Consider the following 23,372-nt stretch of genomic DNA (forward strand, 5'->3'; position numbering starts at 1 on the left):
GTTTATGAAAGCAAAATACGTACCATTACTTAACTTTTTTGCCTATATCATCTTCAGTATAAAAGCTATGTGTACCATCACAAAACGGCATATTTTTGCTAGATTTGCACATACATATGTGATACTGCTTAGTTTTTTCTATATCAACTTTTTTCGGCAAACATGTAGTAGGGCATTTTGTATCTGCATGACTTCCATCACAAAACACACCCTCATCTTTACTTCTTCCACATTGGCAGATGTAGTAACTATGTCCTGCTTCAAGTGTTACTGCTTTTGGTTTGTTGTCATAAACAATTGCATCTTTACACATAATGACTTCCTTTTTTATTTGCTTAGCTTATTATTGTAGTATTAATTTTGTTTATTTTTTATTAGACTTGTTTGAGTAGTGTGTAGCACTAACTATATCGCCTATTATGGCTTTATGAAACAGGTAAGGTCTTTTTATATTTCTTATTACATAGCGACCGCCGTATGTAGTTATAACTTCTAATGTTCCAACATCTAGTACATCTTTTAGCGTCTGGTTAATTGGTTTTATATATATGGTTCTTATATCTTCAAGGTTAATCGGGTATATCTCTTTTACCTTATGACCTTTTAGTATGATCAGTCTTTGTTCGGTAAGAAGACAGTGGTATGAAGCTTTTTCTTTGATCTCTTGCATGTTTACATAAAACGTGCGTATAACTAAAACCGCTCCAATAACTCCGATCTCGTACTCGTAACCTATAAAAAGCAGTGTAAATCCAAGCATATAAAGCAGGGCAATAGATGTATAAAAAGTTCTTGAAATCTCTGCTTGTGCTAATATCGATTCATTCTCATGGAGAGTTTTACTTATGTTGTTCATACAGATTTAAAAAATAATACCTTGCTTTTTACTAAGCGGCTGACATGCATTAGATAAAAAGTAGAAATTCTCATCAATCAGTTTAAAATAATAGTGACCGTTTATATGCTCAATAGTAGCATTTTTATGGGAGATCATTTTAAATGAGTGTTGACCGACATGACATAAAAGTTCATTTTTATCAGACTCTTTAAAATAAGACACAGCATCATCTGCAAACATATATACACTTAGTGATAAGATCAATAATAATACACGCATAAAACCACCTTATTTGTTATGTAACAATTTTAGCACAATTTGTTATATATTTATTTATATATAGAGTTTTTAAAAATCTCGTAACTAGCTTGCGATGAAAATACGAAGTTCACTTCCATAGTGTCGTCTGTTTCTAAAAAGGACTGGACTGCCTTGTAGGCTACTTTTGCCGCTTTATCTTTAGGATAGCCATAGATACCTGTAGAGATCGCAGGAAAAGAGACGGATGTACATCCTAACTTACGAGCTACTTTTAGAGAGTTTACGTAGCAGTTAGTCAGCAGCTCTTCACAACGATCAGCGCAAGAGGGATAGACGGGACCTACCGTGTGGATCACATACTTGGCTTTCATGTCTCCTGCACTTGTCACAACAGCTTCACCAGTAGGCAGACCGTCTTTGTAAGTTGTAGCTCTGATCTCTTTACACTGCTCAAGGATCTGTGAGCCTCCTGCACGGTGAATGGCACCATCAACTCCGCCACCACCAAGAAGTGAACTGTTTGCTGCATTTACCACTGCAGATACATCTTCTTGTGTAATGTCTGATATTTTTAGGTTAATCATTTTACAACTCCACAACACTCTCAAACATCTCTTTGATCTCCATCTCATGGCTGATCAAAAAGATCTGTCTGTACTGCTCTTTGATCGTATGAAACGCTTCTAGTATCTCCATACGTCTTGCCTCGTCTTGAGATCCAAACACTTCATCAAATGCTAAAAATCCTATAGAACTTGCACCGCTTAACTCTGTTAGTGTTTTACTTATGGCTATGCGAAGTACCAAGTTTGCAAGATCGACTTCACCGCCTGAGAATCTCTCGATCGGATACTTTTTACTCTCATCATAGATGAAAAAGTCAAAGTCGTTGCTTACCTCTATGTGTTGGTATTTTCCTTTAGTTATGCGCGCGTACATTTCAGATGCAATGGCAGATATTCTAGGTGCTACTTTGGAATTAAGACGTGTTTTAAACTCCGCTAGGCTTGTTTTGATCTTCTCATAGTCTTGAAGATCATCTTTTTTACTTTGTACTTTTTTAAGTTGGGTTTCGTTGTTGTCAAGTGAGCTCTGAATTGTTTTGATCTCTCCCTCTATTGAAGCTACTTCAACTTTGATTTTGTGTATTTGCTCTGTTTGCTCTTCAACTGTTTTTAGAGCTTGAGAGTGTTCAGACTCTTTTTGTTTGTGAGCGTTTTCATCGTAGTTTACTTTGCTGAATTGCTGTTCTTTTTCTTTGTACTTTTGTTCTAGATCTTTTATGTTTGCAAGTGTCTTATCAAGATCTTTTTTTACAGAGTCCAAACGCTTGGTTTCAGTTTCTAGTGCCAATATATGTTTGTATTTATGAGAAAGTTCATCAAAACTTTTTAACATTTTTGTATGAAGTTTAGGATCGTAGCTGTAGTTCTCTAACTCTTTTAGCTCTTCTTTGTTTTTTAGTCCTTTGAGTTCTACTTGTTTAAAGTGCTCTTTTGCGTTTGTCAGATCTTTTTGTTTGCTCTCTATGATGTTGAGTTTTTTACTTAGTTCTGCAAACTCTTTCTCTTTTACTTTTTTCTCATCTATTAGTTTTGTTTTTTGATCTGTGACATTTTTTAGCTGTTTATTAAGCTCATCGATCTTTTTTTGATGAGTCCCTTGGACTATAGCGTTTAAAGAGCTTATAACATTGTCGTATTCTTCTAAAAGCGGTCTTGTGCATATTGGACATTCAGATTCACTTCCGAGCTTTTCTAGGGCTTTTATTTTGGCATTTGTCTCATCTATAATTCTTTGCTCTGAACCTACCTCTATTTGGATCTCTTTCTCTATCGTATGTTTAGCCTCTATATCGTCTTGTCTGATCGAGAGTTCTTGTTCTAAGTTCTTGTGATCAAAGCTGTATTGTTCGAACATTTCACACTCTTTTTCAAGTGTGTGTATATCTTCTTTGGCTTTTTTATATTGATCTCTTAGTTGGTCTTGTTCTTTTTGAAGACCTTCACGTCTAAGGTAGTGCTCTTTTAGTTTCTCTTGGTTTTTCAAATCTTCTTGCAGACTAAGATACTCTTTTTTTGCACCTTCAAGTGAAATAAGAGATTCTTTTTTGTGTTCTAGTTCGTGTACCTCGGCAATTAGTTTTGTCTCATTTAGCAGTTCTATGCTTTTGTTGCTTTTTATAAGATCAAGTCCGGCTTGTAGTTTTTGTTTTTGCTCTTTTGTTTTTACAAAAACGTCCAGCTCTTTTTTTATTAGTGACTCTTTGTCTTTTAGGATTATAAGCTCTTTAGTTTTGTTTTGCTCATCTTTGATCAGCTGATGTTTTTTATCTTGGTTTTGTTTGATCTGCTCTTGTTTTGTTTTGATCTCGTCATCACTTAGAAGCACCTCTCTAAAAGCGTCTATCTCTTTTTTTAAAGTACGGCTTTTATCGATCAGCTCTTTTTCTACAAAGTCTATTTTCTCCAGTCCCAAAAGACGGCGGATCATCTTTTTACGATCTTCGTTTTTAAGGCTGCTTAGGCTTGTTAGCTCTTTTTGAGATGCAAAGAGTGTATGCATAAAAGCATCTTTACTCATACCCGTTAGTTTTATAATAGCAGTTGTTACCTCTTTAGCTCCAGTTGTAGTAAGTTCACCATTTTTAAAGAGCTTTGCATTTGCACTCATAGCTTTTCCTCGAAACTCTCTTACAACTTTATACTCTGTAGATTCAAACTCAAATACTAGCTCAACCACTACTGCGTCTTTTTCAGATGAATAGCTGTTTCTAAGCAGCTCTTTGTTTCCACGTTTTTTAGCTTCACCGTAAAGGGAAAAAAGTATAGCTTCAAATATTGTAGATTTTCCACTTCCGTTTTTACCTATGATCCCAATGAGTCCCTCACCGAAATCTATATCGTACGAGGTATATTTTTTAAAGTTTTCAAGATGTAGTCTAGTTAGTATCATCTGAAACCTCTTCATAGCTTGCAAACAGCTCTTGAACTTTGTTCTTAAGTCTGTCGTACTCTTTATCTTCAGCGCCTTCTTTTATATGTTCTAAAAAGAACTCTTCAATACTTTGTGCTTCAACACCCTCTACGCTGTTATCATTTGCAGAGCTTTTAAACTCTCTTTTTATATTGACACTCATAGCTTCGCTGAAACGCTCTTTTATATCAGAGTTTTGAATCTCAATAGATTGCATAGAAGAGAGGTTTTTTAGCTTAACCTCTACGATAGCATCTTTAGTGTCACTAGTATCAAGAGATGCAAGTGAATTTTCATAATCCTCACAGTCTATCTCTTTAGTGATGAAAGGACGTATATTGATCTCTTTGTATTCAACTTCCAAAGCGCCAAATAAAGAGTCTTCTTCATTTAAAGTTAGCTCAATGTAGCCTTTTGAATTTCTCTTATCATTCAGACTTGTCCTCTCTGTTGATCCGCTGTAGTATACATTCTCATGTTTACCGACCTGACCAAAGCCGTGCCAATGCCCAAGAGCTACATAGTCCATTTTTTCAAATAGATACTCTTTATCTTTTGGGTATACCCACTCCCCAAATTCTTGCATCAAGTAATGAGCCCCTACAGAGCAGTGCATCATCATAATGTTTTTTCTATTCTCGTCTATGCTTTTCTCACAAAGCTCTATTTGTGGTAGTGCTTTTGTTTCATCATTCATATGGGGCAGGGTGTGAAACGCTACATCTTTAAACTCTATCTTTTTGTATACCTGATTGTATGATGTATGTATGTTTTTAAAAGAGTTGAAAATTTTTAAAATTGGCGAGCTCAGATTTGTTCTTGGTGTTGAGTGATTACCTGCTATTATGATAAACGGGATGTTTAGCGAGTCTATTATTTTAAATTGCTCAAGCGCAAAAGTTATGGCACGGTTAGAGGGAGATGAGCGGTGAAAGAGATCACCTGTATGGATGATATAGTCAGGTTTAGTAAGTTTTATATTTTCAACAACTTGTTTGAAAGCATCGTAAAAGTCAGCCTCTCTTTGGTTGATATTTTCATCGTTTAAAACTTCTAAGTCGTTAAACCCTAAATGGGTGTCGCTAAAGTGGATAATCTTCATAAGATATGGTAGTGTTTTTGAACTTAAAACAACTTATAAAAACGCTTAATACTTTATCTTGGCTAGGTATAGTCCGTTTGCAAGTGCGGGTTTGATCTTATGCTGCTTTGTACATTCTAGCTGCTCTTTTATTTCAGACTCGCTGAGTTTTAAAAGCGCTCCGACCATAAGACGGATTTGGCTTCTTAAAAAGCCGTTGGCTTCAAAGTTTAAAACTATTAGACCTTTGTGTTTATATGCAAAAGACCTATAAATCTCTCTAACAGTCGAGCCTGTATCACTACCTGTTTTCATAAACTGCTTAAAATCATATTCACCTACAAAAACTGGCATCTTCTTTTGAATCTCTTCAAAGTTAACATCTTTGTAAAAGCTTATAAAGTCATCTTCAAAAGGGTTTGAATAAGTAGTTTTTATAAGGTAACGGTAGACTCTGCTTTTAGCTGAATATCTTGCATGAAACTCTTCATCTACTTCTTTTATGGTTAGTATTTTTATTGAGTTTGGAAGCATCTCATTTAGAATGCGTTTGAGCTTTTTAAGATCAGTCCAAAACTCAGGCAGATCTATATGAAAAGTTTGTCCGCTTGCATGTACGCCTTTGTCTGTGCGTCCGCTTGGTTGCGGTTTTGAAGTGATGTTGATCTCGTTTAAAACGTGCTCAATTTGACCAAATACAGTATTTTTAGTTTCACTCTGGGTTTGTGAACCTAAAAAATGAGTACCGTTGTATGAACATGTTAAAAGGGCGCGCATTTCTAAAACTTTGAAACAATTACTTTTCTATATAGTATATATGTAGCACTCAACCAGCTTATAGCAATAACAGGGATCGCATAAAAGAAAAGTGGTACCCATAAAAGCTGTATAGCTTCATAGAATATGATGATCCCCAAAAACATATATAAATAAGCTTTCCCTTTATTATGTCTAACATGAACTATACCTATAGTAGCAGCTAAAAAAAGTGACATCATAGGGAAAAAACTCATTAAAGTATCTGTAATAAATGTTTTATATTTTCTACCAATATCAAAATCTGACTGCCAGTATTCAATAGGTGTTTCGTATTTTACAAGATCAGTTGTAAGGGAACTGTTAATAAACATCTTTTCAAAGTTTATTTGGGAAAACTTGTCATTTTTATAGCTGTATCCTTCACCGTCTGTCAGCTTTAGTCTAAGCAGGTTTGTTTCATTGATAATTTCTGCTTTTTTAGCACTAATTAAAACTTCTTCGTTGTTTTTTTGGTTCTTTTTAAATAAGAATACATCCTCAAAAGTCTCATCAGGATTGCTTTTACCTATATAAAGTAGCCAGTCTCCGAATTTATGTCCAAATTCTGATGCTGAGAGGTTAAATTTTGCCTGTGATTTTTTATATGCAAAAAAGTTTTTAGATAGAGTTTTTGCATGCGGGTAAAGCACGAAAAAGTTTAAAAATAACAGTACACCTAGTAGCGCAGCCGGTTTTAGCAAAGTTTTGATAATAAAATTCGGATGTATACCGAGTGAGAAAAATACAATAATCTCATTATCGTTTGATAGTTTAAAAAGTGTTAGTGTAGCTGCTATAAAAAAAGAAAACGGAAGAGTAAAGAAGAATACCTCAGGAAGTACGAAAATATACATTTTCGTCATCTCCCATATTGTTAGTTTTACAACAGCCGTAAAAGTAGCTAGTTTAATTAAAAATATAACAGATGCTATGGCAAACAGCGGTAAAAATACCGATAAAAAGAGTACAGATAAATGACTTAAGATATATTTTTGGAGTATTTTCATTCGTTAGTAATTTGCCTCTATATATCTCATAATAGGTGAATCATAAATATAAACTATAAATGTTGCAAGTGCTAAAAATGGTACAAAAGGTACACGTTGTTCTTCTGCACTTTTATTATGAACCATTACCATTATAGGCAGTGTTAATATAGCAGATAAAAAGATAGCTACAAGAGCTAATTCAACACCTAGTAGTGCACCCATTGTTGCGGCTACCATTATGTCGCCTTCACCCATAGCTTCAATGTACGGATATCTTTGATAGTATTTTGTCCAAGGTGTTAGTGTTTTATCTGCTTCTATTCTGGCTAATGAGGTTAATATATAAGAGAGTGCAAATCTAAGAAGTGTAAATCCTCCTGCAACTAGCAGAGCATTTGTAAAGTTCTCAATAAGACTGCTAATACTCCACACACCTATAATCGCAAAAAGTATAGCTAAAAGGTTTAATGAATCTGGTACCATCTTGTATTTAAAATCTATCATAGATAGTGCTAATAGCATTGTAAAACTAAGGTATATAAATATTGTTGGAATAGAGATAGTTAGTTTTTGCGCTAATGCTACAAATAATAGACCTGAAACAAGTTCTATTATTGGATATTGTTTTGATATTTTACTCTGGCAATATGCACACTTCCCACCTAAGAAAATCCATGAAAATAAAGGAATATTGTGCCAAGGTTTTAATTTATTGTCGCAAGAGTAGCAGTGTGAGGCATTGAATATAACACTTTCGTTATTTGGTACTCTAAGTATTACTACATTCAAAAAAGAACCAAAAACAATTCCAAATATAAATATTAAAATAAGCTCAATCATTTTAGACCTCCAAAGCGTCTCTCAATTTTTTTAAATTCTTTGATAATTTTTTCCAGCTCTTTAGATGAAAAATCAGGCCACAATGTGTCACAAAAAAACAATTCCGCATATGCTAACTGCCATAATAAAAAGTTAGATATTCTGTGATCACCACCTGTACGGATCAAAAGATCTACATCGTGTGAACAATCAAGAGCGTTTAAAAGCATCTCTTCAGTGATGTCGTTTTCAGAACATTTTATATTGTTTATAGCACGAAGAAGTTCGTCTTTAGCACCGTAGTTTAGGGCTAATGACTGTACAAGTCCGTCACAATGTGCAGTTTTTTGCTGAACTTCGTTTATAGTTTTTTGCAGAGATTTTGAAAAAGCTCTTAAATCTCCGATTGGTTCAAAACGAATATTGTTTTTTATATATGTTTCAAGCTCATTTTTTAGATATTTTTCAAGAAGTTTCATTAAATATTCAACTTCAAGACGCGGACGTTTCCAGTTTTCAGTTGAGAAAGCGTAAAGAGTCAGACGTTCAATGTCATTATGAGCGGCACAGAACTCTGTAATTTCACGAACAACTTCAGAACCAGCTTCATGCCCTTTAACTCTCTTCTTACCTTTCATCTCGGCCCATCTGCCGTTTCCATCCATGATAATTGCTATATGTTTTGCTTGATTCATTTTGACATTATATCTTTTTTATATATTTTTTGCGTGTTCAAGTATTTCAAATGCTACACTAAGTTTATCACCGTGATCAATAGACTCTATTTTGTCGGCTTTTATAAATTCTACTTTATTTGTATCACTTCCAAAGCTGTTAGAGTCCTTTAAAATATTTAGACAAACTGCATCCAACTCTTTTCTATCAAGCATATTAGTAGCATTTTTATGTGCATTCTCAGAATCCATTTCCGCTTTAAAACCTACTGTAGTTATATCCGTCTTATCTATTGAGTTTAAAATATCTATATTCTGAGTTAGTTTTAGATTCCATTCATCACCTAGAGCATCTTTTTTTAGTTTTCCCTCTTGTGCAAATTTTGGAATATAGTCACTAACGGCTGCTGCCATAAAAAGATATGGTTTTTTTTGTATTAGATGTATTTGTTCAGAATCCATCAGTGATGCTTTTGATAGCTTTCCTTTTTTTGCAATACGGATAGAGTCACTTAAATATTCTAACATTTCACTACTGTCATAAACATCGATTGTATGTATATCTTCTGCTAAATCACTCTCACGTCTTGTTGAGATTAGATTTACATCCGCGCCTTTGCAGTAAAGTGCTGTTGCCATAGCTGATGCCATTTTACCGCTTGAGTAGTTTGAGATATATCTAACGTCATCTATCTTCTCTACTGTTCCACCACCAGTTACAATTACACGTCTGTCACTCCAAAATTCATCTTTTAACAAAGCTTTTGCACATTGCCAAAATATCTCTATAGGCTCAGCCATAGCACCGTTACCCTCAGTTTTACAAGCTAACTCTTTTGTTTGAGTGTCTATAAGCTCATAATTCGCAAGTGCTAACATTTTTAAATTTGCTTGTGTTATAGGATTATAAAGCATATTTGTATTTGCTGATGGTGCTAATAATTTCTTATTTGGATAGGCTAGGGCAGCTTGCAGGAGCATATTGTCCGCTATAGCATTTGCAAGTTTTGCAATCGTGTTTGCAGACGCAGGAGCTATAACAAATAGATCAGCCCACTCGCCGATTTTTATATGATTAAAATCATTGCTCCAGTCTTCATTTGTGTCATCAAGAACTTTGTTTGATGTTAACGTCTCAAAAGTAAGCGGAGTTACAAATTTTTTAGCGCTAGCAGTCATCACAACTCTAACTTCAGCTCCGGCTTTTGTAAGTAGTCTTATAAGCTCTAATGACTTATAGATTGCAATAGAACCAGTTACACCTAAAAGTATTTTTTTATCTTTTAGTAAAGTAGTAGGTATAAGCATATTAAATCCTTATTTTTTTCCAAAAAACTTATAGTAGAAATCTTTTACAATTTTCACTTTGTTTCTGCTGATAGCTAAAGCACCTTTTTCTATTTTGTCATTTGTAACAGTTGTACCAGCTGCTATCATAACATCATCTTCTATAGTTACAGGCGCTACAAGTTGAGAATCGCTTCCTATAAATACATTTTTACCTATAATAGTTTTGTATTTATTTATACCGTCATAGTTACATGTAATTGTTCCTGCACCTATATTTGTGCCTTCATCTATCTGAGCATCACCAAGGTAGCTTAAATGTCCTGCCTTAACACCTTTTAGAGAGCTTTTTTTAACTTCAACAAAGTTACCGATATGAGTATCTTCTATATATGAAGCAGGGCGAATATGTGCAAGTGGTCCAATGTCTGAATTTTTAACAACAGAATCTTCTACAACAGAGCCTGATTTTATATGTACGTTACTTATAAGTGTATCTCCAGTTATACGGCATCCATTTTCAACTATACACTCACCCTCAAATGTAACACTCTCTTCTATATAAATAGTTGAAGGAAGCTGCATAATAACACCTTGCATCATCCAGTGTGTTTTTATTCTGTCTTGCATAATAATTTCAGAATCACTCAAATCTTTTTTAGAGTTAACACCTTTAAAATACTCTTCATCAACAATTAAAGGTTTGATCACCAAAGAGTCTTTTTTTGCCATAGAGATTACATCTGTTAAGTAGTACTCCTCTTGAGCATTGTCATTATTTAAAAGTGGGATATATTTATCAATAACATCTTTAGAAAATGCGTATATTCCAGCATTTACTGTTGATATTTTTAATTCATCAGCATCAGCATCTTTTTGTTCTACTATATATTGAACTTCTCCACTTTCAATTTTTACACGTCCGTATCCATCAGGGTTTTGCAGATCAAAAACAGACATTATAATGTCTGCATCGGTATCTATAAAACCTTGAAGTGAATCAGCATTTATGAGTGGCATATCACCGTTTAAAACTAACACTTTTTCGTTCTTTGGTTTTACGTTTTTCATAGCACCGCCAGTGCCTGGAAAGTTGTCTGCATCTTGAACTACAAAGTGAATATCAGTAAAAAAATTCTCCATCTCTTGTTGAACTTTTTCTTTTTGGTGTGCAATAACAACAGATATATCGTTACTGATCTCTTTTGAAGCTTTTATAATATGATATAACATAGGTTTGCCACAAATATTATGTAAAACTTTTGCTTTATTTGACTTCATACGACTACCTTGACCAGCCGCTAGGATCACTATACTGATATTGTTTTTATCCATTTTATAACTTCTTTATAATTTTTTAGTGATAGAATTTTAACATTTAAGAGATAATTTTAAAGTAAAGTGGTATTATAAGAGAATTATTTTTCATAGAGGCTATTATATGGATTTAGGTACAGTCATTGGTTTAGTGTTAATTCTCGCGCTTCTAGCAGGTGCGATGGCTATGGGTGTTGGTATTGGAGCATATATCGATATTCCATCTGTATTAATTGTTATCGGTGGTTCTATGGGAGCACTGATGATCGCATTTAAACCGGTGCAGATGAAAAAATTTATGAAAGTTTTTATGATCGCTGTAAAACCGCCTGAAGAGGATGTTGCAGAACTTATAAAAAAGCTTGTAGCTTATTCATCAAAAGCCAGAAAAGACGGATTGTTAGCATTAGAGGGTGATGCTAACAATGAATCAAACGACTTTTTAAGAAAAGGTCTTTCAATGGCAATTGATGGAAGTGAACCTGACACAATCCGTACTCTTTTAGAGATAGAGATGGAGCAAACTGGGGCTCGTCACAAAGCACACTCTTCAATATTTTCAACTTGGGCTGGGATTGCAGGTGCATTTGGTATGATCGGTACACTTATAGGTCTTGTTGCAATGCTTTTAAATATGGCTGATCCTTCAGCAATCGGACCATCAATGGCGGTTGCTTTACTTACAACAATGTATGGTGCTATTATCGGAAATGTACTTGGTACTCCAGTGGCAAATATACTTGATATTAGAAGTTCAGATGAGATGCTTATTAAAGAGATAGTATTAACTGGAATTATGTCTATTCAAGATGGAGATGCACCAAGAGATCTTGAAGCCAAACTGTTAGCTTATCTTCCACCAGAACATAGAGAAAGCAGTATTTAATAATGGCAAGAAAAAAGTGTCCAGAATGTGAAAAATGTTTGCCGGCTTGGTTAGCCGCATTTGGAGATCTTATGTCTCTGCTTTTATGTTTTTTCGTTTTGTTATTATCAATGTCAAGTATGGATGCTAAGAAAATTTCTGAGGCAATTGGATCTCTTTCAGGTGCTATGAGTGTACTTGAGGGCGGTATAAAAACTGAAATATCAAAACAGCGTATTCAAGAGTCTACACCTATTGAAGCTAGAGATGAAACTTCACAACAGGTAAATAAGGTAACTCAAGCTGTTATAGATGCAAATGAGATGATGGAAAAGGGTCATGGCCCTACTATAACTATGGAAGAAGCTCAAGAAGGGTTCAAGATAGAACTTCCATCATCGCTTCTTTTTAAACCAGGAAGTGCAACTATATATAATGAAGATGCATTACTGTTTTTAAAACGTATAGCTCTTTTGATAGGTGAGATGCCAAATACAGTAAAGATCAGTGTACAAGGTCATACAGATAATATTCCGCCTAGTAAGAACTCTCCATATAAAGACAACTGGGAACTATCATCTGCAAGGGGTATATCTGTACTTCAAGAGTTAATACTTGACGGTGTAGATCCAAAACGTATCAGTGCAGCAGGTTTTGCAGAGTTTACGCCAAAAGCTACTAACGAAACAAAAAGCGGTAGAGAAAAAAACCGTCGTGTTGAGATACATTTTTACGGCTCTAAAAATGAAAATGAGGCAAAAGTTAAAAGATCAGTATTAGATAAGGCCGCGTCTTAATAATGATTAGAATAATCTTTTCTTTATTGGCTTTAGTTTCAATTTTAGGAGCTGAGGCTGTAACTATACCTACTATGAATTTCAACTTGGCTTCTCCTGATACGCCGCAGCAGTTAGTTAGTTCATTAAATGTATTAGTTGTACTTACACTTTTATTTTTAGCACCATCTATGGTGCTTGTTATGACAACATTTACAAGATTTGTTATTGTGTTTGGTTTTTTACGTCAAGCTTTGGGTACACAGCAAGTTCCACCTACACAGGTTTTAGTAATGCTTGCTATGATACTTACTTTTTTTGTGATGGAACCGGTTGGTACAAAAGCATACGAGCAAGGTATAAAGCCATATGTAGAAGAGAAGATCGGCTATGAAGAGGCTTTTGACAAAACGGCACTCCCGTTTAAAAACTTTATGATTAGAAACACAAGAGAGAAAGACTTAGCTCTTTTTTTTAGAATTAGGGAGATGGAAAATCCGCAAAGCGTAGCCGATGTACCACTTTCTGTAGTGATACCTGCCTTTGTAATAAGTGAGTTAAAAACAGCCTTTGAAATAGGTTTTTTACTATTCTTACCGTTTTTGGTAATAGATATGGTTGTTGCATCTATCCTTATGTCAATGGGTATGATGATGCTCCCACCTGTTATGATATCTCTGCCATTTAAGATACTTGTCTTTGTCCTTATAGATGGATGGAACTTACTTATCGGAAACCTCATAGCCTCAATAAAATAGGAGAATAACTTTGGAATGTAAACATTTTGGCGAATGTGGTTCATGTAAAATATATGCAGATGGATATGAAGCACAATTAGATCAGAAATTAAAAATCAATCAAGAAAGATTTGGTGCTTTTTATAACTCAGATATAAAAATATACAGATCTCCAACACAAAATTACCGCTCACGTGCAGAGTTTAAAATATGGCATGTAGAAGATGAGATCCATTATGCTATGAATCATTTGGAACATAAAGGTGTGGTCTTAATAGAAGAATGTCCACAAGTAAGCGAACATATTCAATCTATAATGCCAAAACTTTTAGATAAGATAAAAGAATTTGGTATTGGTTTTAAACTATTTGGAGCAGACTTTTTAAGCTCTCAAAACGGCGAGATGGTAGTATCTTTACTATATCACAGAAAACTCGATGACGAATGGAAATCTTTAGCACAGAAGATTGCAAATGAGCTCGGTATATACATAATAGGAAGAAGCCGTAAACAAAAGCTGGTGATCGGACAAGATTATATAACTGAGAATTTAAATATAAATAATGAAGTTTATAAGTTTAACTATATAGAAAACAGTTTTACTCAGCCAAACGCAAAAGTTAATGAGCAGATGATAGAGTGGGCTATATCTTCACTTGAAGATACAGACAGCGATCTGTTAGAACTTTATTGCGGTGCAGGAAATTTCACAATACCTTTTGCCAACAGATTTAATAAAGTACTTGCAACCGAGATCTCGAAGTCATCTATAAATGCAGCAAAAAGCAATATGGCGCTTAATGATGTAGATAATATAGAATTTGTACGTATGAGTGTTGAAGAGTTTGTTCAGGCGCTTGATGGTGTACGAGAATTTAGAAGAATGAAAGATATCGATATAAATGATTATAGTATAAATACAATTTTCGTAGATCCTCCTAGAAGTGGAATGGATTTGGCTTCTTGTGAGTTTAGTGCAAGACAGGATAATATTATTTATATTTCTTGTAATCCTGAGACATTGGTACGTAACTTGGAAGTTTTATGCAAAACACATAAGATAGTTGATATGGCTTTATTTGATCAGTTTCCATATACTAATCATGTTGAGATGGGTGTAAAGTTAAAAAGGGTTTAGATTGAAATATTTTCTTTTGCTTATTTTAATAGTTGGTTTTTTAAATGCTGATGAGATAAAAAGAATAGAGTCTATAGTTGAAGATATTACAAAGTTAAGAGTAAAATATCAAGAGTGTCAAGATACAAACTTAGAGACTGATTCAAAGTTAGTAAAACTTGAAAAGCAACTGGATAAATATAAAAAACTTTTAAAAGCCAAAGAAAATGAACTATTTATTTATAAAAGTCAAAAAAATAAAGATAAAGTTGTAGAAAAGGTAAAAATTTCTGTTTGCAAAGATATAGATACTGATAAACCAAATAAATTTCCAAAATTAGTATTAAAAGACAAATTTAATGCACATAAAATTATAAATACTAACCCATCTACATACAGATTGAAAAACAATGCAAAAATATACGATTCTATAAATGGAAAAGTTATTGAAGAATGGGAAAACAAGACCTCCTTTACATCAAATAAAAAAAGTGACGGCTGGGTAAAAATAACCGGTTTTTTTATAAATAAAGTTTGGGTAAGGTCTGAATCACAAATGTGGATAAAACTAAAAGACGTTCAAAAAAGATAATTTCATCAAAGATAGATTTAATGATATAATACTCACAAAAAAAGTAAGTATAAAGTGAAAAAAATATTAATAATAAGTGATGGTGATATTGGAAAGCACTTTGTAAACAGGGTTATCCAAACACATACATCAGAAAACATATATTATGTTGTAGAAACTAAAGCGGTCGAGTATGAAGAGTATAATCCTGCTCGCTTTAAGTTTTTCGAATTTGATCCTACAAGTCTTCATAAGTTGGCAAATATTTTAAAAATGGACTTTGTACAAGTTATCATATTAATGGATGATGAAACAGAAGCAAAATACACACTAAAAAATATAAGATCCCTAAAGAGCAAAGTTAGGATAATTTTACTTGACAGCTGGGGTATCGAAAATACTGACCCTGACACTGTACTTGTTGATTCAAAAGAGATAGTTGCTTCAAGGTTGATTGACTATCTTCCAAACGTTCCTGTAATTGCACAAAATGTCGGTATAGGCGAGGGTGAAATTATGGAAGTACTAGTTCCGTTTGGAAGCTCTTTTGTATACAGACATATTGGAGTAATTGAGCAAAAAGACTGGCGTATAGTTGCTATGTATAGAAACAGAAAACTTTTAATGCCTTCACGCAGACGTATGATACAGCCAAACGACTTGCTTGTTTTAGTAGGTCAGCCGGCAGTTTTAAAATCTGTTTATCGTGCTATTAAACGTGAGCTTGGTCAATTTCCTGAACCTTTTGGCTCAAATATTTATCTATATTTAGATATGGATCTCTCAAATAAAGAGACTATTAAAGAGCTGATCAGACGTTCAATTTTTATACATAAAAAATTCAACCATAACTTAATTATAAGAGTTGTAAATCCAAGTGATATAGATATTATTCAACATATTAAAGAGCAGGTGAGCTTAGATGTTATAGTCGATATAAAGTACGATAATACTCCGACAGATGTTAGCTTTTTTGATGATATACAAAACTATCATGTAGGTCTTGTGATTGTGCCTAAAGAGACATTTAACCATACAGAAACAAGAAATATGCTTTACGAATCTCATGTACCGGTATTAAAAATGGCAGATAAATCTTTCTCTGCGGTTAAAGATGCTGCACTTATTTTAAGTGACAACAGAGATCTTGAAAAAATTTCTACAACTATATATGACATTTCAGAACAAATGGGTTTTAATATTAACTTGTATGATTATCAAAATGAACATGAAGCTCAAAAAGAGCAGGTAATAGAGCACTATTATAACCTTTCTACCATCTTTTCTAAAAGCATTAAAGTGATAAAAGAGAATGAAAATCCTATAAATGTTCTAAGACAAAAAGATGATTTTATACATATTCTTCCTTTTACTTTTAAGTTGACAAAAAAATCATATTATTCTTTTTTATCAACAGATAGTGAGAGACTTTATCATAAACTTGACGATTATCATCAGATTTTTATACCAGTACAATTGTAATTTAGCAAAGTATTAGCATAATTTAAGTATTATCTATCAAATAATAAATTTTATGTTTGGATAGATAATGCAGGTAAATATTCCCCTTAAGAAAACAATAGACAATTCGTACGATATAACAATAGACACACTTCCAAAACTACATTTTGATAGAAAAGTGGCAATTATTACAAATACAACGGTTTCTGACTTGCATTTAGACTATTTAAAAGAGAAAGTTAGTGCAAAAGAATTGGTAATTGTTACATTGCCTGATGGTGAACAGTACAAAAATCAAGAGAGTATAGATAAAATACTAAATGCTCTTTTTGAAAATAAATTTAATAGAAAATCACTTCTTATAGCTTTTGGCGGCGGTGTTATAGGTGATATGACAGGTTTTGCTGCAAGTATATATCAGCGCGGAATAGATTTTATACAGATACCTACTACTCTTTTATCTCAGGTTGATGCCAGTGTAGGCGGTAAAACTGGTATGAACAACAAATACGGAAAAAATTTAGTGGGTGCTTTTCATCAGCCTCAAGCTGTATATATCGATCCATACTTTTTAACAACGCTTCCAAAAAGAGAATTTGGTGCAGGTTTTGCAGAGATTGTAAAAATGGCCGTGACATTTAACAAAGAGTTTTTTGAATTTTTACAAGATGCTGATATGAGAGATCAAGAGACTTTGATCGAAGCTATTACAAAAGCTGTAAAAACTAAAGCTGAAGTTGTAGCAAAAGATGAAAAAGAGCAGGGAATTAGAGCTGCTCTTAATTACGGGCATACTTTTGGGCATGTTATAGAGAACGAGACAAAGTATGAAAAATATCTACACGGTGAAGCTGTATCTATCGGTATGGTTATGGCTAATGAGCTGGCTTGTTCAATGGATTTGATGAGCAACGATGAAGCTGTAGCAATTAAGTTTTTGCTTGAGAAGTATGATCTTCCGGTTGATTATAAGATCAAAGATATAGACAAGTTTTATGATGCATTCTTTTTAGATAAAAAAAGCTCAGACTCTAAAATAACTTTTATCATTCCAAAAGGTATCGGTGATGTAGTTATTAGCGATGAGTGTTCAAAAAATTTAGTTATTTCTGTTTTAGAAAAATTTGAGGATAGATAATGGTTAAAAAATTATTAGTATTTTCATTTATCTTTTTTTCCGTAATATCAACTTTTGCAGCTGAAAATAAAGATGCGAATGTTATCGAAGAATATTCTCAAAGCGGTGATTATACAAATGAAGTAAATACTCAAGAAGCTAATAACATCAAAATAGCAAAATATTTTGCTCTTTTAGACAGTTTGGATATTGAAATTTCAAAAGAAAAAGTTTGGACTAAAAGTTATGCTACTTATCTTACAGCTTTAGAAGTTAAGTCGAATTTGGATGATATTAGACAAAGAATTACATTTTTATCTAAAAAGAAAAAAGATCAAGCTGCAAAAGAGGAACTTAGAGCATTAGAAGCAAAAGAAAAAATATTAGCTGCTCAAGTATCTCAGTTAAAAGACAGCTACTCTACACCTTTTTCTGAACTTATTACTCCTCCTGAAATCGATGATGCACCTCAGATATCAAACCCTTTTGATATATTTACAGGTATTTCATACATCAAAAAAGCTAATTCTGATTTTGATGCATATATGAATAACAAGCAGGAGTTAACGAAGCTTATTAAACTGCTAGAGCGTGAGAGTGAAATATATAAATCTATTGAAAAACTTGATAAAGAAAAAACATATTTAGCTCAGGCTGTAACTAAACAAAAACAGCTTGAACGTTTTAAAAATGCACTTAGTACAATATCAGCTGCAGTAGAGGTGTATGAAAGAAGATTAGAAGTTTTAGAGCTAAATATTAACCAAGAGATTGAACAACAAGTATATAAGCTAATCAAAATCGGTATATTGGTTTCTATTGTATTTGTAATTTTCTTTTTATTAAAACTAGCACTAAAAAAATATTTTACAGACAACGAACGTTTCTATATGGCTAATAAAGCTATAAACTTCAGTAATTTCACACTGATCATCTTAATTGTATTTTTTAACTACATTGAGAATGCAAGTTATCTTGTAACTATTTTAGGTTTTGCGTCAGCCGGTATCGCCATCGCTATGAAAGACTGGTTTATGTCTATTCTAGGATGGTTGGTTATCGTATTTGGTGGAAGTATACATGTAGGTGATAGAATCAGAGTAGATATGGATGGTATGTTGTATGTTGGAGATGTTCTTGATATATCACCTATGCGTATGACTATCATGGAAGATATTACGCTTACATCAGTTATGCATAATAGACGTGCAGGTAGGATTATATTTATACCTAATAACTACATTTTCACAAGAATGATAGCAAACTATACACACTCATCATTAAAGACGGTATGGGATGGTGTTAAAATAACTATCACTTTTGAATCCAATCACAAAAAAGCGATGAGTATAATTAAAGATATAACGAAAAAATACTCAAAAGGTTATACGGATATTACAAGAAAACAGTTAAATAAACTTAGACACCACTACAGTTTAAAAAACACAAGTGTAGAACCTAGAATTTTCTCTTTTATAGAAAGTAACGGTATAAACTTGGAAGCTTGGTATTTAACAAATGCATATGCTACTTTAACACTTAGAAGTGTTATTAGTACGGAGATTATAGATGCATTTAATCAAGAAGACGACATTACAATTGCTTACCCAACTCAAATGCTACATTTAGAAGCTTCGGCTAAAGATAAACCAATAATGCCGGTAGCTAGTGATGAAGGTACGGTAAGTCAGTAAAATGAAAAAAGTTTACTTTAAAACATTCGGTTGTCGCACAAATCTTTATGATTCACAAGTGATGATCTCTGCACTAAAAGAGTATGAAGTTACTAAAAATGAAGATGAAGCAGATGCAATAGTTATAAACTCGTGTACCGTAACAAACGGAGCTGATTCTCATGTTAGAACTTATATATCGCATATAGAAAAAACATCAAATGCAAAAATATTTTTAACTGGATGTGGAGCTCATACGAAGGGTGAGAGTTTACTCTCATCTGGTCGTGTTCACGGAGTTTTCGGTCAAAGTGAGAAATTAAAGATAGATAGTCTGCTCTCAGCAGAGAACCCATACTATAATCCAGGTGATCTAAATCATATTGATAACGCAATAGTAGATGATTTTGTAGGAAAGAGTAGAGCGTTTATAAAAGTTCAAGAAGGCTGTGACTTTCGTTGTTCATACTGCATAATTCCATTTGTTCGTGGTGATGCAAGAAGTATGAATGAAGATAAGATCTTAGAACAAATCTCACGTCTTGCACTTAATGGTTTTGGAGAATTTATACTTACAGGTACAAATGTAGGTAGCTATGGAAAAGGCAACAACTCGTCTATGGCAAAACTAATGAAGCGTATATCTCAGATTCGTGGAGTTAGACGTATACGTCTGGGCAGTGTAGAGCCTATTCAAATTACAGATGAATTTAAAGAGATTTTAGATGAGCCTTGGTTAGAGAAACATCTTCATATAGCTTTGCAACATACATCGCCTAAGATGCTAAAAATTATGAATAGAAGAAATGTCTATAAGCAAGACAGAGAATTGTTTGAATTTTTATCTGATAAAGGTTTTGCAATAGGGACTGATTTTATTACAGGACACCCTGGTGAGACTCAGGAAATTTGGAATGAAGCTATAGAAAATTTAAACAATTTACCTTTAACACATCTACATGCTTTTACATATTCTAAGCGTGATGGGACACCTTCTGCCATAATGAAGCCAGAAATAAATGGCAAAATTGCTAAAGAAAGACTACATGAGATAGAAGCTATTATTGAGCAAAAAAATTATGATTTTAGACAAAAGCATAATGTAAACCTTGAAGTGTTGATTGAGAGTCAAAGAGAAGAAGGTCTCTATCAAGGGTTTGATCAGTTCTTTAATAAACTTCTTCTAAAGTCAGATGAAGATATGTTAGGTAACTGGATAGATATAGAAAAATATGAGATCAAGAAAGGAAATAACTATGCCGAACTTTAAAACAAATAGAATTGCACTTTACGTATCCTCTTTTTTTATTGTTGTTTTAGTTTTATTTGCGATTTTTAGAGATAACTCTGAGGTTATTACTCTAGTTGAAGCTAAAAAGATCCTATCTAATAAGAGTGTTGAGAGTGTAACAGCTACTAAAGAGTTTGTTTATTTAAAAACAGAACACGGTATTTATAAAATTGCTTCATCTCAAGTAAATCCTGCTATGTTTGAAGGTTATACAGTTGAAGTTGGGAGTGAGAGCAATATAGTTTTATATCTGTTTTTATTGGTTATTCTTCTTGGTCTTGGATCAATTGGTATTAGATATTTATTAAAGCAAATAAATAAAGATCTTCCTACTCTTAAACAATCATCGGCTCCAATTGGTACAAATCAAAGTATGGTTGTAGAATCTATTAAAAGTGATGTAAGCTTTGATGATATAGGCGGGATTAGTGATGTTAAAGTAGAGTTAGAAGAGATCATTGACTTTATGAAAAATCCAAAGCGTTACAAAAGCTTTGGTGCACGTCTACCTCGTGGTGTTTTACTTGTGGGACCTCCAGGTGTTGGTAAAACTATGATTGCAAAAGCAGTTGCAAGTGAAGCGGATGTTCCATTTTTTTATCAAAGCGGTGCATCTTTTGTTCAAATATACGTAGGTATGGGGGCAAAACGCGTACACGAGCTTTTTGAAGCTGCAAAAAGAAATGCTCCTTCAATAATTTTTATTGATGAGATAGATGCAGTTGGAAAAAAACGAGACGGGCAAAGAAATGATGAACGTGAAGCTACACTAAATCAACTGTTGACTGAGATGGATGGGTTTGAAGCTTCAAGCGGTGTTATAGTTGTCGCAGCTACAAATAAGATAGATGTATTAGATGAAGCACTTCTTCGTGCAGGGCGTTTTGATAGACGTATATTTGTAGAACTACCTACAAAAATTGAGCGTGCATCTATACTTTCAAAGTATCTTGATAAGGTACCTCATTCATTAGATGTATCTGTTATAGCAAATATGACTGTTGGATTTAACGGTGCATCACTAGCAGCACTTGTAAATGAAGCTGCACTATTATCGATTCGTCAAAAAGATATGCAAGTTACACAGGAGCATTTTGAACAGGTAAAAGACAAAGTTGTATTTGGAAAGAAAAAGCTTCAAATACTTAGTGAGAAGCAAAAAATGTATCGTGTTACATATCAGGCTGCAAAAGTAATGGTAGCTACATATTTTGACATACCTTTTGAGAAATTGATTTTAAGTAATGAGAGATTAACTCCTGCTACAAATGAACCTTTTATTAAGCATGAACTTCAAAACAGAGTTAAAATGCTTTTAGCCGGTGTTGTAGCTTGTTCTATGAAGTATAATGAGCATTCAAGTAGCGCAAAACAAGACTTGGATGAAGCTAAAGAGTTAGTAGAAAAAATGATTACTGAATATTCTATGGGTGAAAATATATATCCAAAAGAGAATGAAAAAGAAAATGTAATGAATGCTTTATATGATGATACTTCTAAACTTATTTCATCATTATCAAAAGTTATTCAAAAGATTGAAGCTGATCTAAATGAGTTTGAAAGCATTACGAAAAAACGTGTTAAAGAGTATATAGATGAAGTTCTTTAGTGGTTTTTCTCTGCAAAATGAAGAGTATCTTTTTGAAGATTACATAAAAAAAAGTGACTATACTGTTTGCGGTTTTTCATATGGTGCTATAAAAGCTTTGGATTTTGTACAAAAACAGATAGTAAACGGGAATAGGGTAGATACATTACAACTTCTTTCTCCTGCCTTTTTTCAAAGCAAAGATGCAAAGTTTAAGCGCCTTCAGCTTATCGCTTATAGAAAAAATGAAGATGTGTATCTAAATCAGTTTTTAAACTCTTGCTTTTATCCTTATGAGAAAAAAATAGTTGAGCGTTCAACTACCGTTATAGATGAGCTTGAAGAGTTGTTGGATTATGAATGGGAACTAGAAGCTTTAAATGCCTTAGTCAAAAAAGGTATAAATATTGAGGTATATTTAGGCGGTGAAGATGCTATAGTAGATGCAGAAGCTGCAAAAGAGTTTTTTAAAAATGTAGCTACAGTTACATATATAAAAGATGCAAACCACTTTTTACAATTGAATTAATTTTACCGGAGAGAATATGAGTGATATAAAAATAGGCGTAATAACTGCCAGTGACAGAGCTAGTAAAGGTATTTATGATGATATTAGCGGTGTAGCTATACAAGATACAATGAAAGATTATCTAATAAGTGAGTTTGAAATTGTATACAGATGTATTCCTGATGAGCAAGATGAGATCGAAGCTACAATGAAAGAGTTATGTGATAAAGAGGGATGTTGTTTGGTTGTAACAACAGGCGGTACAGGTCCTGCTCTAAGAGATGTAACACCTGAAGCTACAGAAAATGTGTGTCAGAAAATGATGCCTGGTTTTGGTGAATTAATGCGTCAAGTAAGCTTGCAGTATGTACCGACTGCTATTTTATCAAGACAAACTGCCGGAATAAGAGGAAAAAGTTTAATTATAAACTTACCTGGAAAGCCAAAATCTATTCGTGAGTGTTTAGATGCAGTGTTTCCTGCAGTACCTTATTGTATTGACCTTATTGAAGGTCCGTACATTGAAACAAATGAGGAAGTTATAAAAGCTTTTAGACCAAAACAAGCATAAGCGCAGTTTCTTCAGAAAACAAGCGTAAGTGAAGTTTCTTTAGAAAACAAAAATAAT

The 23,372-nt window shown here is 33.4% G+C and carries 24 protein-coding genes; 12 read left to right on the forward strand and 12 right to left on the reverse strand.

The window, feature by feature from the left end; genetic code table 11:
* Window positions 1–25: 25 nt before the first annotated feature.
* From ABZA65_RS03780 to glmU, 12 genes are read right to left on the reverse strand one after another with little or no spacing between them, the layout of a single operon-like run.
* On the reverse strand, window positions 26–313 hold the full coding sequence (locus ABZA65_RS03780) for a CDGSH iron-sulfur domain-containing protein (RefSeq protein ID WP_373070762.1): 288 nt from the start codon (window positions 311–313) through the stop codon (window positions 26–28).
* Window positions 314–364: 51 nt separating this feature from the next.
* Entirely contained in the window at window positions 365–856 is a 492-nt protein-coding gene (locus tag ABZA65_RS03785; RefSeq protein ID WP_373070764.1) for a hypothetical protein, read from the reverse strand.
* Window positions 857–862: 6 nt separating this feature from the next.
* Entirely contained in the window at window positions 863–1,117 is a 255-nt protein-coding gene (locus ABZA65_RS03790) for a hypothetical protein (protein WP_373070766.1), read from the reverse strand.
* A 50-nt stretch (window positions 1,118–1,167) separates the two neighbouring features.
* Window positions 1,168–1,683 carry an O-acetyl-ADP-ribose deacetylase gene (locus tag ABZA65_RS03795; protein WP_373070768.1) on the reverse strand — a complete coding sequence of 172 codons (516 nt, stop codon included), beginning with the start codon at window positions 1,681–1,683 and terminating at the stop codon, window positions 1,168–1,170.
* Window position 1,684: 1 nt separating this feature from the next.
* Window positions 1,685–4,054 carry an AAA family ATPase gene (locus ABZA65_RS03800; RefSeq protein WP_373070770.1) on the reverse strand — a complete coding sequence of 790 codons (2,370 nt, stop codon included), beginning with the start codon at window positions 4,052–4,054 and terminating at the stop codon, window positions 1,685–1,687.
* A complete protein-coding gene (locus ABZA65_RS03805; protein WP_373070772.1) occupies window positions 4,041–5,177 on the reverse strand; it encodes an exonuclease SbcCD subunit D in 1,137 nt (378 codons plus the stop codon). Before ABZA65_RS03805 ends, ABZA65_RS03800 begins: the two co-directional genes overlap by 14 nt.
* Before the next feature lie 45 nt (window positions 5,178–5,222).
* Window positions 5,223–5,933, reverse strand: coding sequence for a tRNA pseudouridine(38-40) synthase TruA (gene truA, locus ABZA65_RS03810; protein ID WP_373070774.1), 711 nt, complete (start codon window positions 5,931–5,933; stop codon window positions 5,223–5,225).
* Between the two features lie 2 nt (window positions 5,934–5,935).
* Window positions 5,936–6,961: an LptF/LptG family permease gene (locus ABZA65_RS03815; RefSeq protein ID WP_373070776.1), complete on the reverse strand. Its 1,026-nt coding sequence runs from the start codon at window positions 6,959–6,961 to the stop codon at window positions 5,936–5,938.
* 3 nt (window positions 6,962–6,964) lie between these two features.
* On the reverse strand, window positions 6,965–7,783 hold the full coding sequence (locus ABZA65_RS03820; RefSeq protein WP_373070778.1) for an A24 family peptidase: 819 nt from the start codon (window positions 7,781–7,783) through the stop codon (window positions 6,965–6,967).
* The gene (locus ABZA65_RS03825; protein WP_373070780.1) at window positions 7,780–8,457 is read right to left on the reverse strand and encodes a di-trans,poly-cis-decaprenylcistransferase; all 678 of its coding nucleotides are present in this window, start codon (window positions 8,455–8,457) and stop codon (window positions 7,780–7,782) included. Before ABZA65_RS03825 ends, ABZA65_RS03820 begins: the two co-directional genes overlap by 4 nt.
* Window positions 8,458–8,475: 18 nt before the next feature.
* Entirely contained in the window at window positions 8,476–9,744 is a 1,269-nt protein-coding gene (coaBC, locus tag ABZA65_RS03830) for a bifunctional phosphopantothenoylcysteine decarboxylase/phosphopantothenate--cysteine ligase CoaBC (RefSeq protein ID WP_373070782.1), read from the reverse strand.
* Between the two features lie 9 nt (window positions 9,745–9,753).
* Entirely contained in the window at window positions 9,754–11,058 is a 1,305-nt protein-coding gene (glmU, locus tag ABZA65_RS03835; protein WP_373070784.1) for a bifunctional UDP-N-acetylglucosamine diphosphorylase/glucosamine-1-phosphate N-acetyltransferase GlmU, read from the reverse strand.
* Window positions 11,059–11,164: 106 nt separating this feature from the next.
* On the opposite strand from glmU, the gene ABZA65_RS03840 reads away from it, so the two are divergent.
* The 12 genes from ABZA65_RS03840 to mog all read left to right on the forward strand — a co-directional run bounded on the left by ABZA65_RS03840 (window position 11,165) and on the right by mog (window position 23,315).
* Complete coding sequence (locus ABZA65_RS03840) at window positions 11,165–11,926, forward strand: motility protein A (protein ID WP_373070786.1); 762 nt, start codon at window positions 11,165–11,167, stop codon at window positions 11,924–11,926.
* 2 nt (window positions 11,927–11,928) lie between these two features.
* Complete coding sequence (locus tag ABZA65_RS03845; RefSeq protein ID WP_373070788.1) at window positions 11,929–12,702, forward strand: flagellar motor protein MotB; 774 nt, start codon at window positions 11,929–11,931, stop codon at window positions 12,700–12,702.
* A gap of 2 nt (window positions 12,703–12,704) precedes the next feature.
* A complete protein-coding gene (gene fliP / locus ABZA65_RS03850; protein WP_373070790.1) occupies window positions 12,705–13,439 on the forward strand; it encodes a flagellar type III secretion system pore protein FliP in 735 nt (244 codons plus the stop codon).
* Window positions 13,440–13,449: 10 nt separating this feature from the next.
* Window positions 13,450–14,556: a tRNA (uridine(54)-C5)-methyltransferase TrmA gene (gene trmA, locus ABZA65_RS03855; protein WP_373070792.1), complete on the forward strand. Its 1,107-nt coding sequence runs from the start codon at window positions 13,450–13,452 to the stop codon at window positions 14,554–14,556.
* A gap of 1 nt (window position 14,557) precedes the next feature.
* Complete coding sequence (locus tag ABZA65_RS03860) at window positions 14,558–15,127, forward strand: hypothetical protein (protein WP_373070794.1); 570 nt, start codon at window positions 14,558–14,560, stop codon at window positions 15,125–15,127.
* A 54-nt stretch (window positions 15,128–15,181) separates the two neighbouring features.
* Window positions 15,182–16,588 carry a COG3400 family protein gene (locus tag ABZA65_RS03865; RefSeq protein ID WP_373070796.1) on the forward strand — a complete coding sequence of 469 codons (1,407 nt, stop codon included), beginning with the start codon at window positions 15,182–15,184 and terminating at the stop codon, window positions 16,586–16,588.
* Window positions 16,589–16,655: 67 nt separating this feature from the next.
* Window positions 16,656–17,705 (forward strand): 3-dehydroquinate synthase, encoded by a 1,050-nt coding sequence (aroB, locus tag ABZA65_RS03870; protein WP_373070798.1) that lies wholly within the window; start codon window positions 16,656–16,658, stop codon window positions 17,703–17,705.
* The gene (locus tag ABZA65_RS03875; RefSeq protein WP_373070800.1) at window positions 17,705–19,378 is read left to right on the forward strand and encodes a mechanosensitive ion channel domain-containing protein; all 1,674 of its coding nucleotides are present in this window, start codon (window positions 17,705–17,707) and stop codon (window positions 19,376–19,378) included. The genes aroB and ABZA65_RS03875 overlap by 1 nt, the downstream gene beginning before the upstream one ends.
* Before the next feature lies 1 nt (window position 19,379).
* Entirely contained in the window at window positions 19,380–20,627 is a 1,248-nt protein-coding gene (gene mtaB, locus ABZA65_RS03880) for a tRNA (N(6)-L-threonylcarbamoyladenosine(37)-C(2))-methylthiotransferase MtaB (RefSeq protein ID WP_373070802.1), read from the forward strand.
* The gene (locus tag ABZA65_RS03885) at window positions 20,590–22,257 is read left to right on the forward strand and encodes an AAA family ATPase (RefSeq protein WP_373070804.1); all 1,668 of its coding nucleotides are present in this window, start codon (window positions 20,590–20,592) and stop codon (window positions 22,255–22,257) included. The genes mtaB and ABZA65_RS03885 overlap by 38 nt, the downstream gene beginning before the upstream one ends.
* A complete protein-coding gene (gene bioV / locus ABZA65_RS03890; protein ID WP_373070806.1) occupies window positions 22,244–22,765 on the forward strand; it encodes a pimelyl-ACP methyl ester esterase BioV in 522 nt (173 codons plus the stop codon). The genes ABZA65_RS03885 and bioV overlap by 14 nt, the downstream gene beginning before the upstream one ends.
* 16 nt (window positions 22,766–22,781) lie before the next feature.
* Window positions 22,782–23,315, forward strand: coding sequence for a molybdopterin adenylyltransferase (gene mog / locus ABZA65_RS03895; protein ID WP_373070808.1), 534 nt, complete (start codon window positions 22,782–22,784; stop codon window positions 23,313–23,315).
* The last annotated feature ends 57 nt before the right edge of the window (window positions 23,316–23,372 follow it).

Origin of the sequence: Sulfurimonas sp., from assembly GCF_041583195.1 — a bacterium.
In the GTDB taxonomy this organism is placed as follows: Bacteria; Campylobacterota; Campylobacteria; order Campylobacterales; family Sulfurimonadaceae; genus Sulfurimonas.

Coding starts and splice junctions, on each gene's coding strand:
- ABZA65_RS03820 (WP_373070778.1), bottom strand. CDS start 7,783: ATGATTGAGCTTATTTTAATATTTATATTTGGAATTGTTTTTGGTTCT.
- fliP (WP_373070790.1), top strand. CDS start 12,705: ATGATTAGAATAATCTTTTCTTTATTGGCTTTAGTTTCAATTTTAGGA.
- mog (WP_373070808.1), top strand. CDS start 22,782: ATGAGTGATATAAAAATAGGCGTAATAACTGCCAGTGACAGAGCTAGT.
- ABZA65_RS03805 (WP_373070772.1), bottom strand. CDS start 5,177: ATGAAGATTATCCACTTTAGCGACACCCATTTAGGGTTTAACGACTTA.
- ABZA65_RS03875 (WP_373070800.1), top strand. CDS start 17,705: ATGGTTAAAAAATTATTAGTATTTTCATTTATCTTTTTTTCCGTAATA.
- truA (WP_373070774.1), bottom strand. CDS start 5,933: ATGCGCGCCCTTTTAACATGTTCATACAACGGTACTCATTTTTTAGGT.
- coaBC (WP_373070782.1), bottom strand. CDS start 9,744: ATGCTTATACCTACTACTTTACTAAAAGATAAAAAAATACTTTTAGGT.
- glmU (WP_373070784.1), bottom strand. CDS start 11,058: ATGGATAAAAACAATATCAGTATAGTGATCCTAGCGGCTGGTCAAGGT.
- ABZA65_RS03825 (WP_373070780.1), bottom strand. CDS start 8,457: ATGAATCAAGCAAAACATATAGCAATTATCATGGATGGAAACGGCAGA.
- ABZA65_RS03815 (WP_373070776.1), bottom strand. CDS start 6,961: ATGAAAATACTCCAAAAATATATCTTAAGTCATTTATCTGTACTCTTT.
- mtaB (WP_373070802.1), top strand. CDS start 19,380: ATGAAAAAAGTTTACTTTAAAACATTCGGTTGTCGCACAAATCTTTAT.
- bioV (WP_373070806.1), top strand. CDS start 22,244: ATGAAGTTCTTTAGTGGTTTTTCTCTGCAAAATGAAGAGTATCTTTTT.
- ABZA65_RS03885 (WP_373070804.1), top strand. CDS start 20,590: ATGAGATCAAGAAAGGAAATAACTATGCCGAACTTTAAAACAAATAGA.
- ABZA65_RS03845 (WP_373070788.1), top strand. CDS start 11,929: ATGGCAAGAAAAAAGTGTCCAGAATGTGAAAAATGTTTGCCGGCTTGG.
- ABZA65_RS03780 (WP_373070762.1), bottom strand. CDS start 313: ATGTGTAAAGATGCAATTGTTTATGACAACAAACCAAAAGCAGTAACA.
- ABZA65_RS03840 (WP_373070786.1), top strand. CDS start 11,165: ATGGATTTAGGTACAGTCATTGGTTTAGTGTTAATTCTCGCGCTTCTA.
- ABZA65_RS03800 (WP_373070770.1), bottom strand. CDS start 4,054: ATGATACTAACTAGACTACATCTTGAAAACTTTAAAAAATATACCTCG.
- ABZA65_RS03795 (WP_373070768.1), bottom strand. CDS start 1,683: ATGATTAACCTAAAAATATCAGACATTACACAAGAAGATGTATCTGCA.
- aroB (WP_373070798.1), top strand. CDS start 16,656: ATGCAGGTAAATATTCCCCTTAAGAAAACAATAGACAATTCGTACGAT.
- ABZA65_RS03790 (WP_373070766.1), bottom strand. CDS start 1,117: ATGCGTGTATTATTATTGATCTTATCACTAAGTGTATATATGTTTGCA.
- ABZA65_RS03785 (WP_373070764.1), bottom strand. CDS start 856: ATGAACAACATAAGTAAAACTCTCCATGAGAATGAATCGATATTAGCA.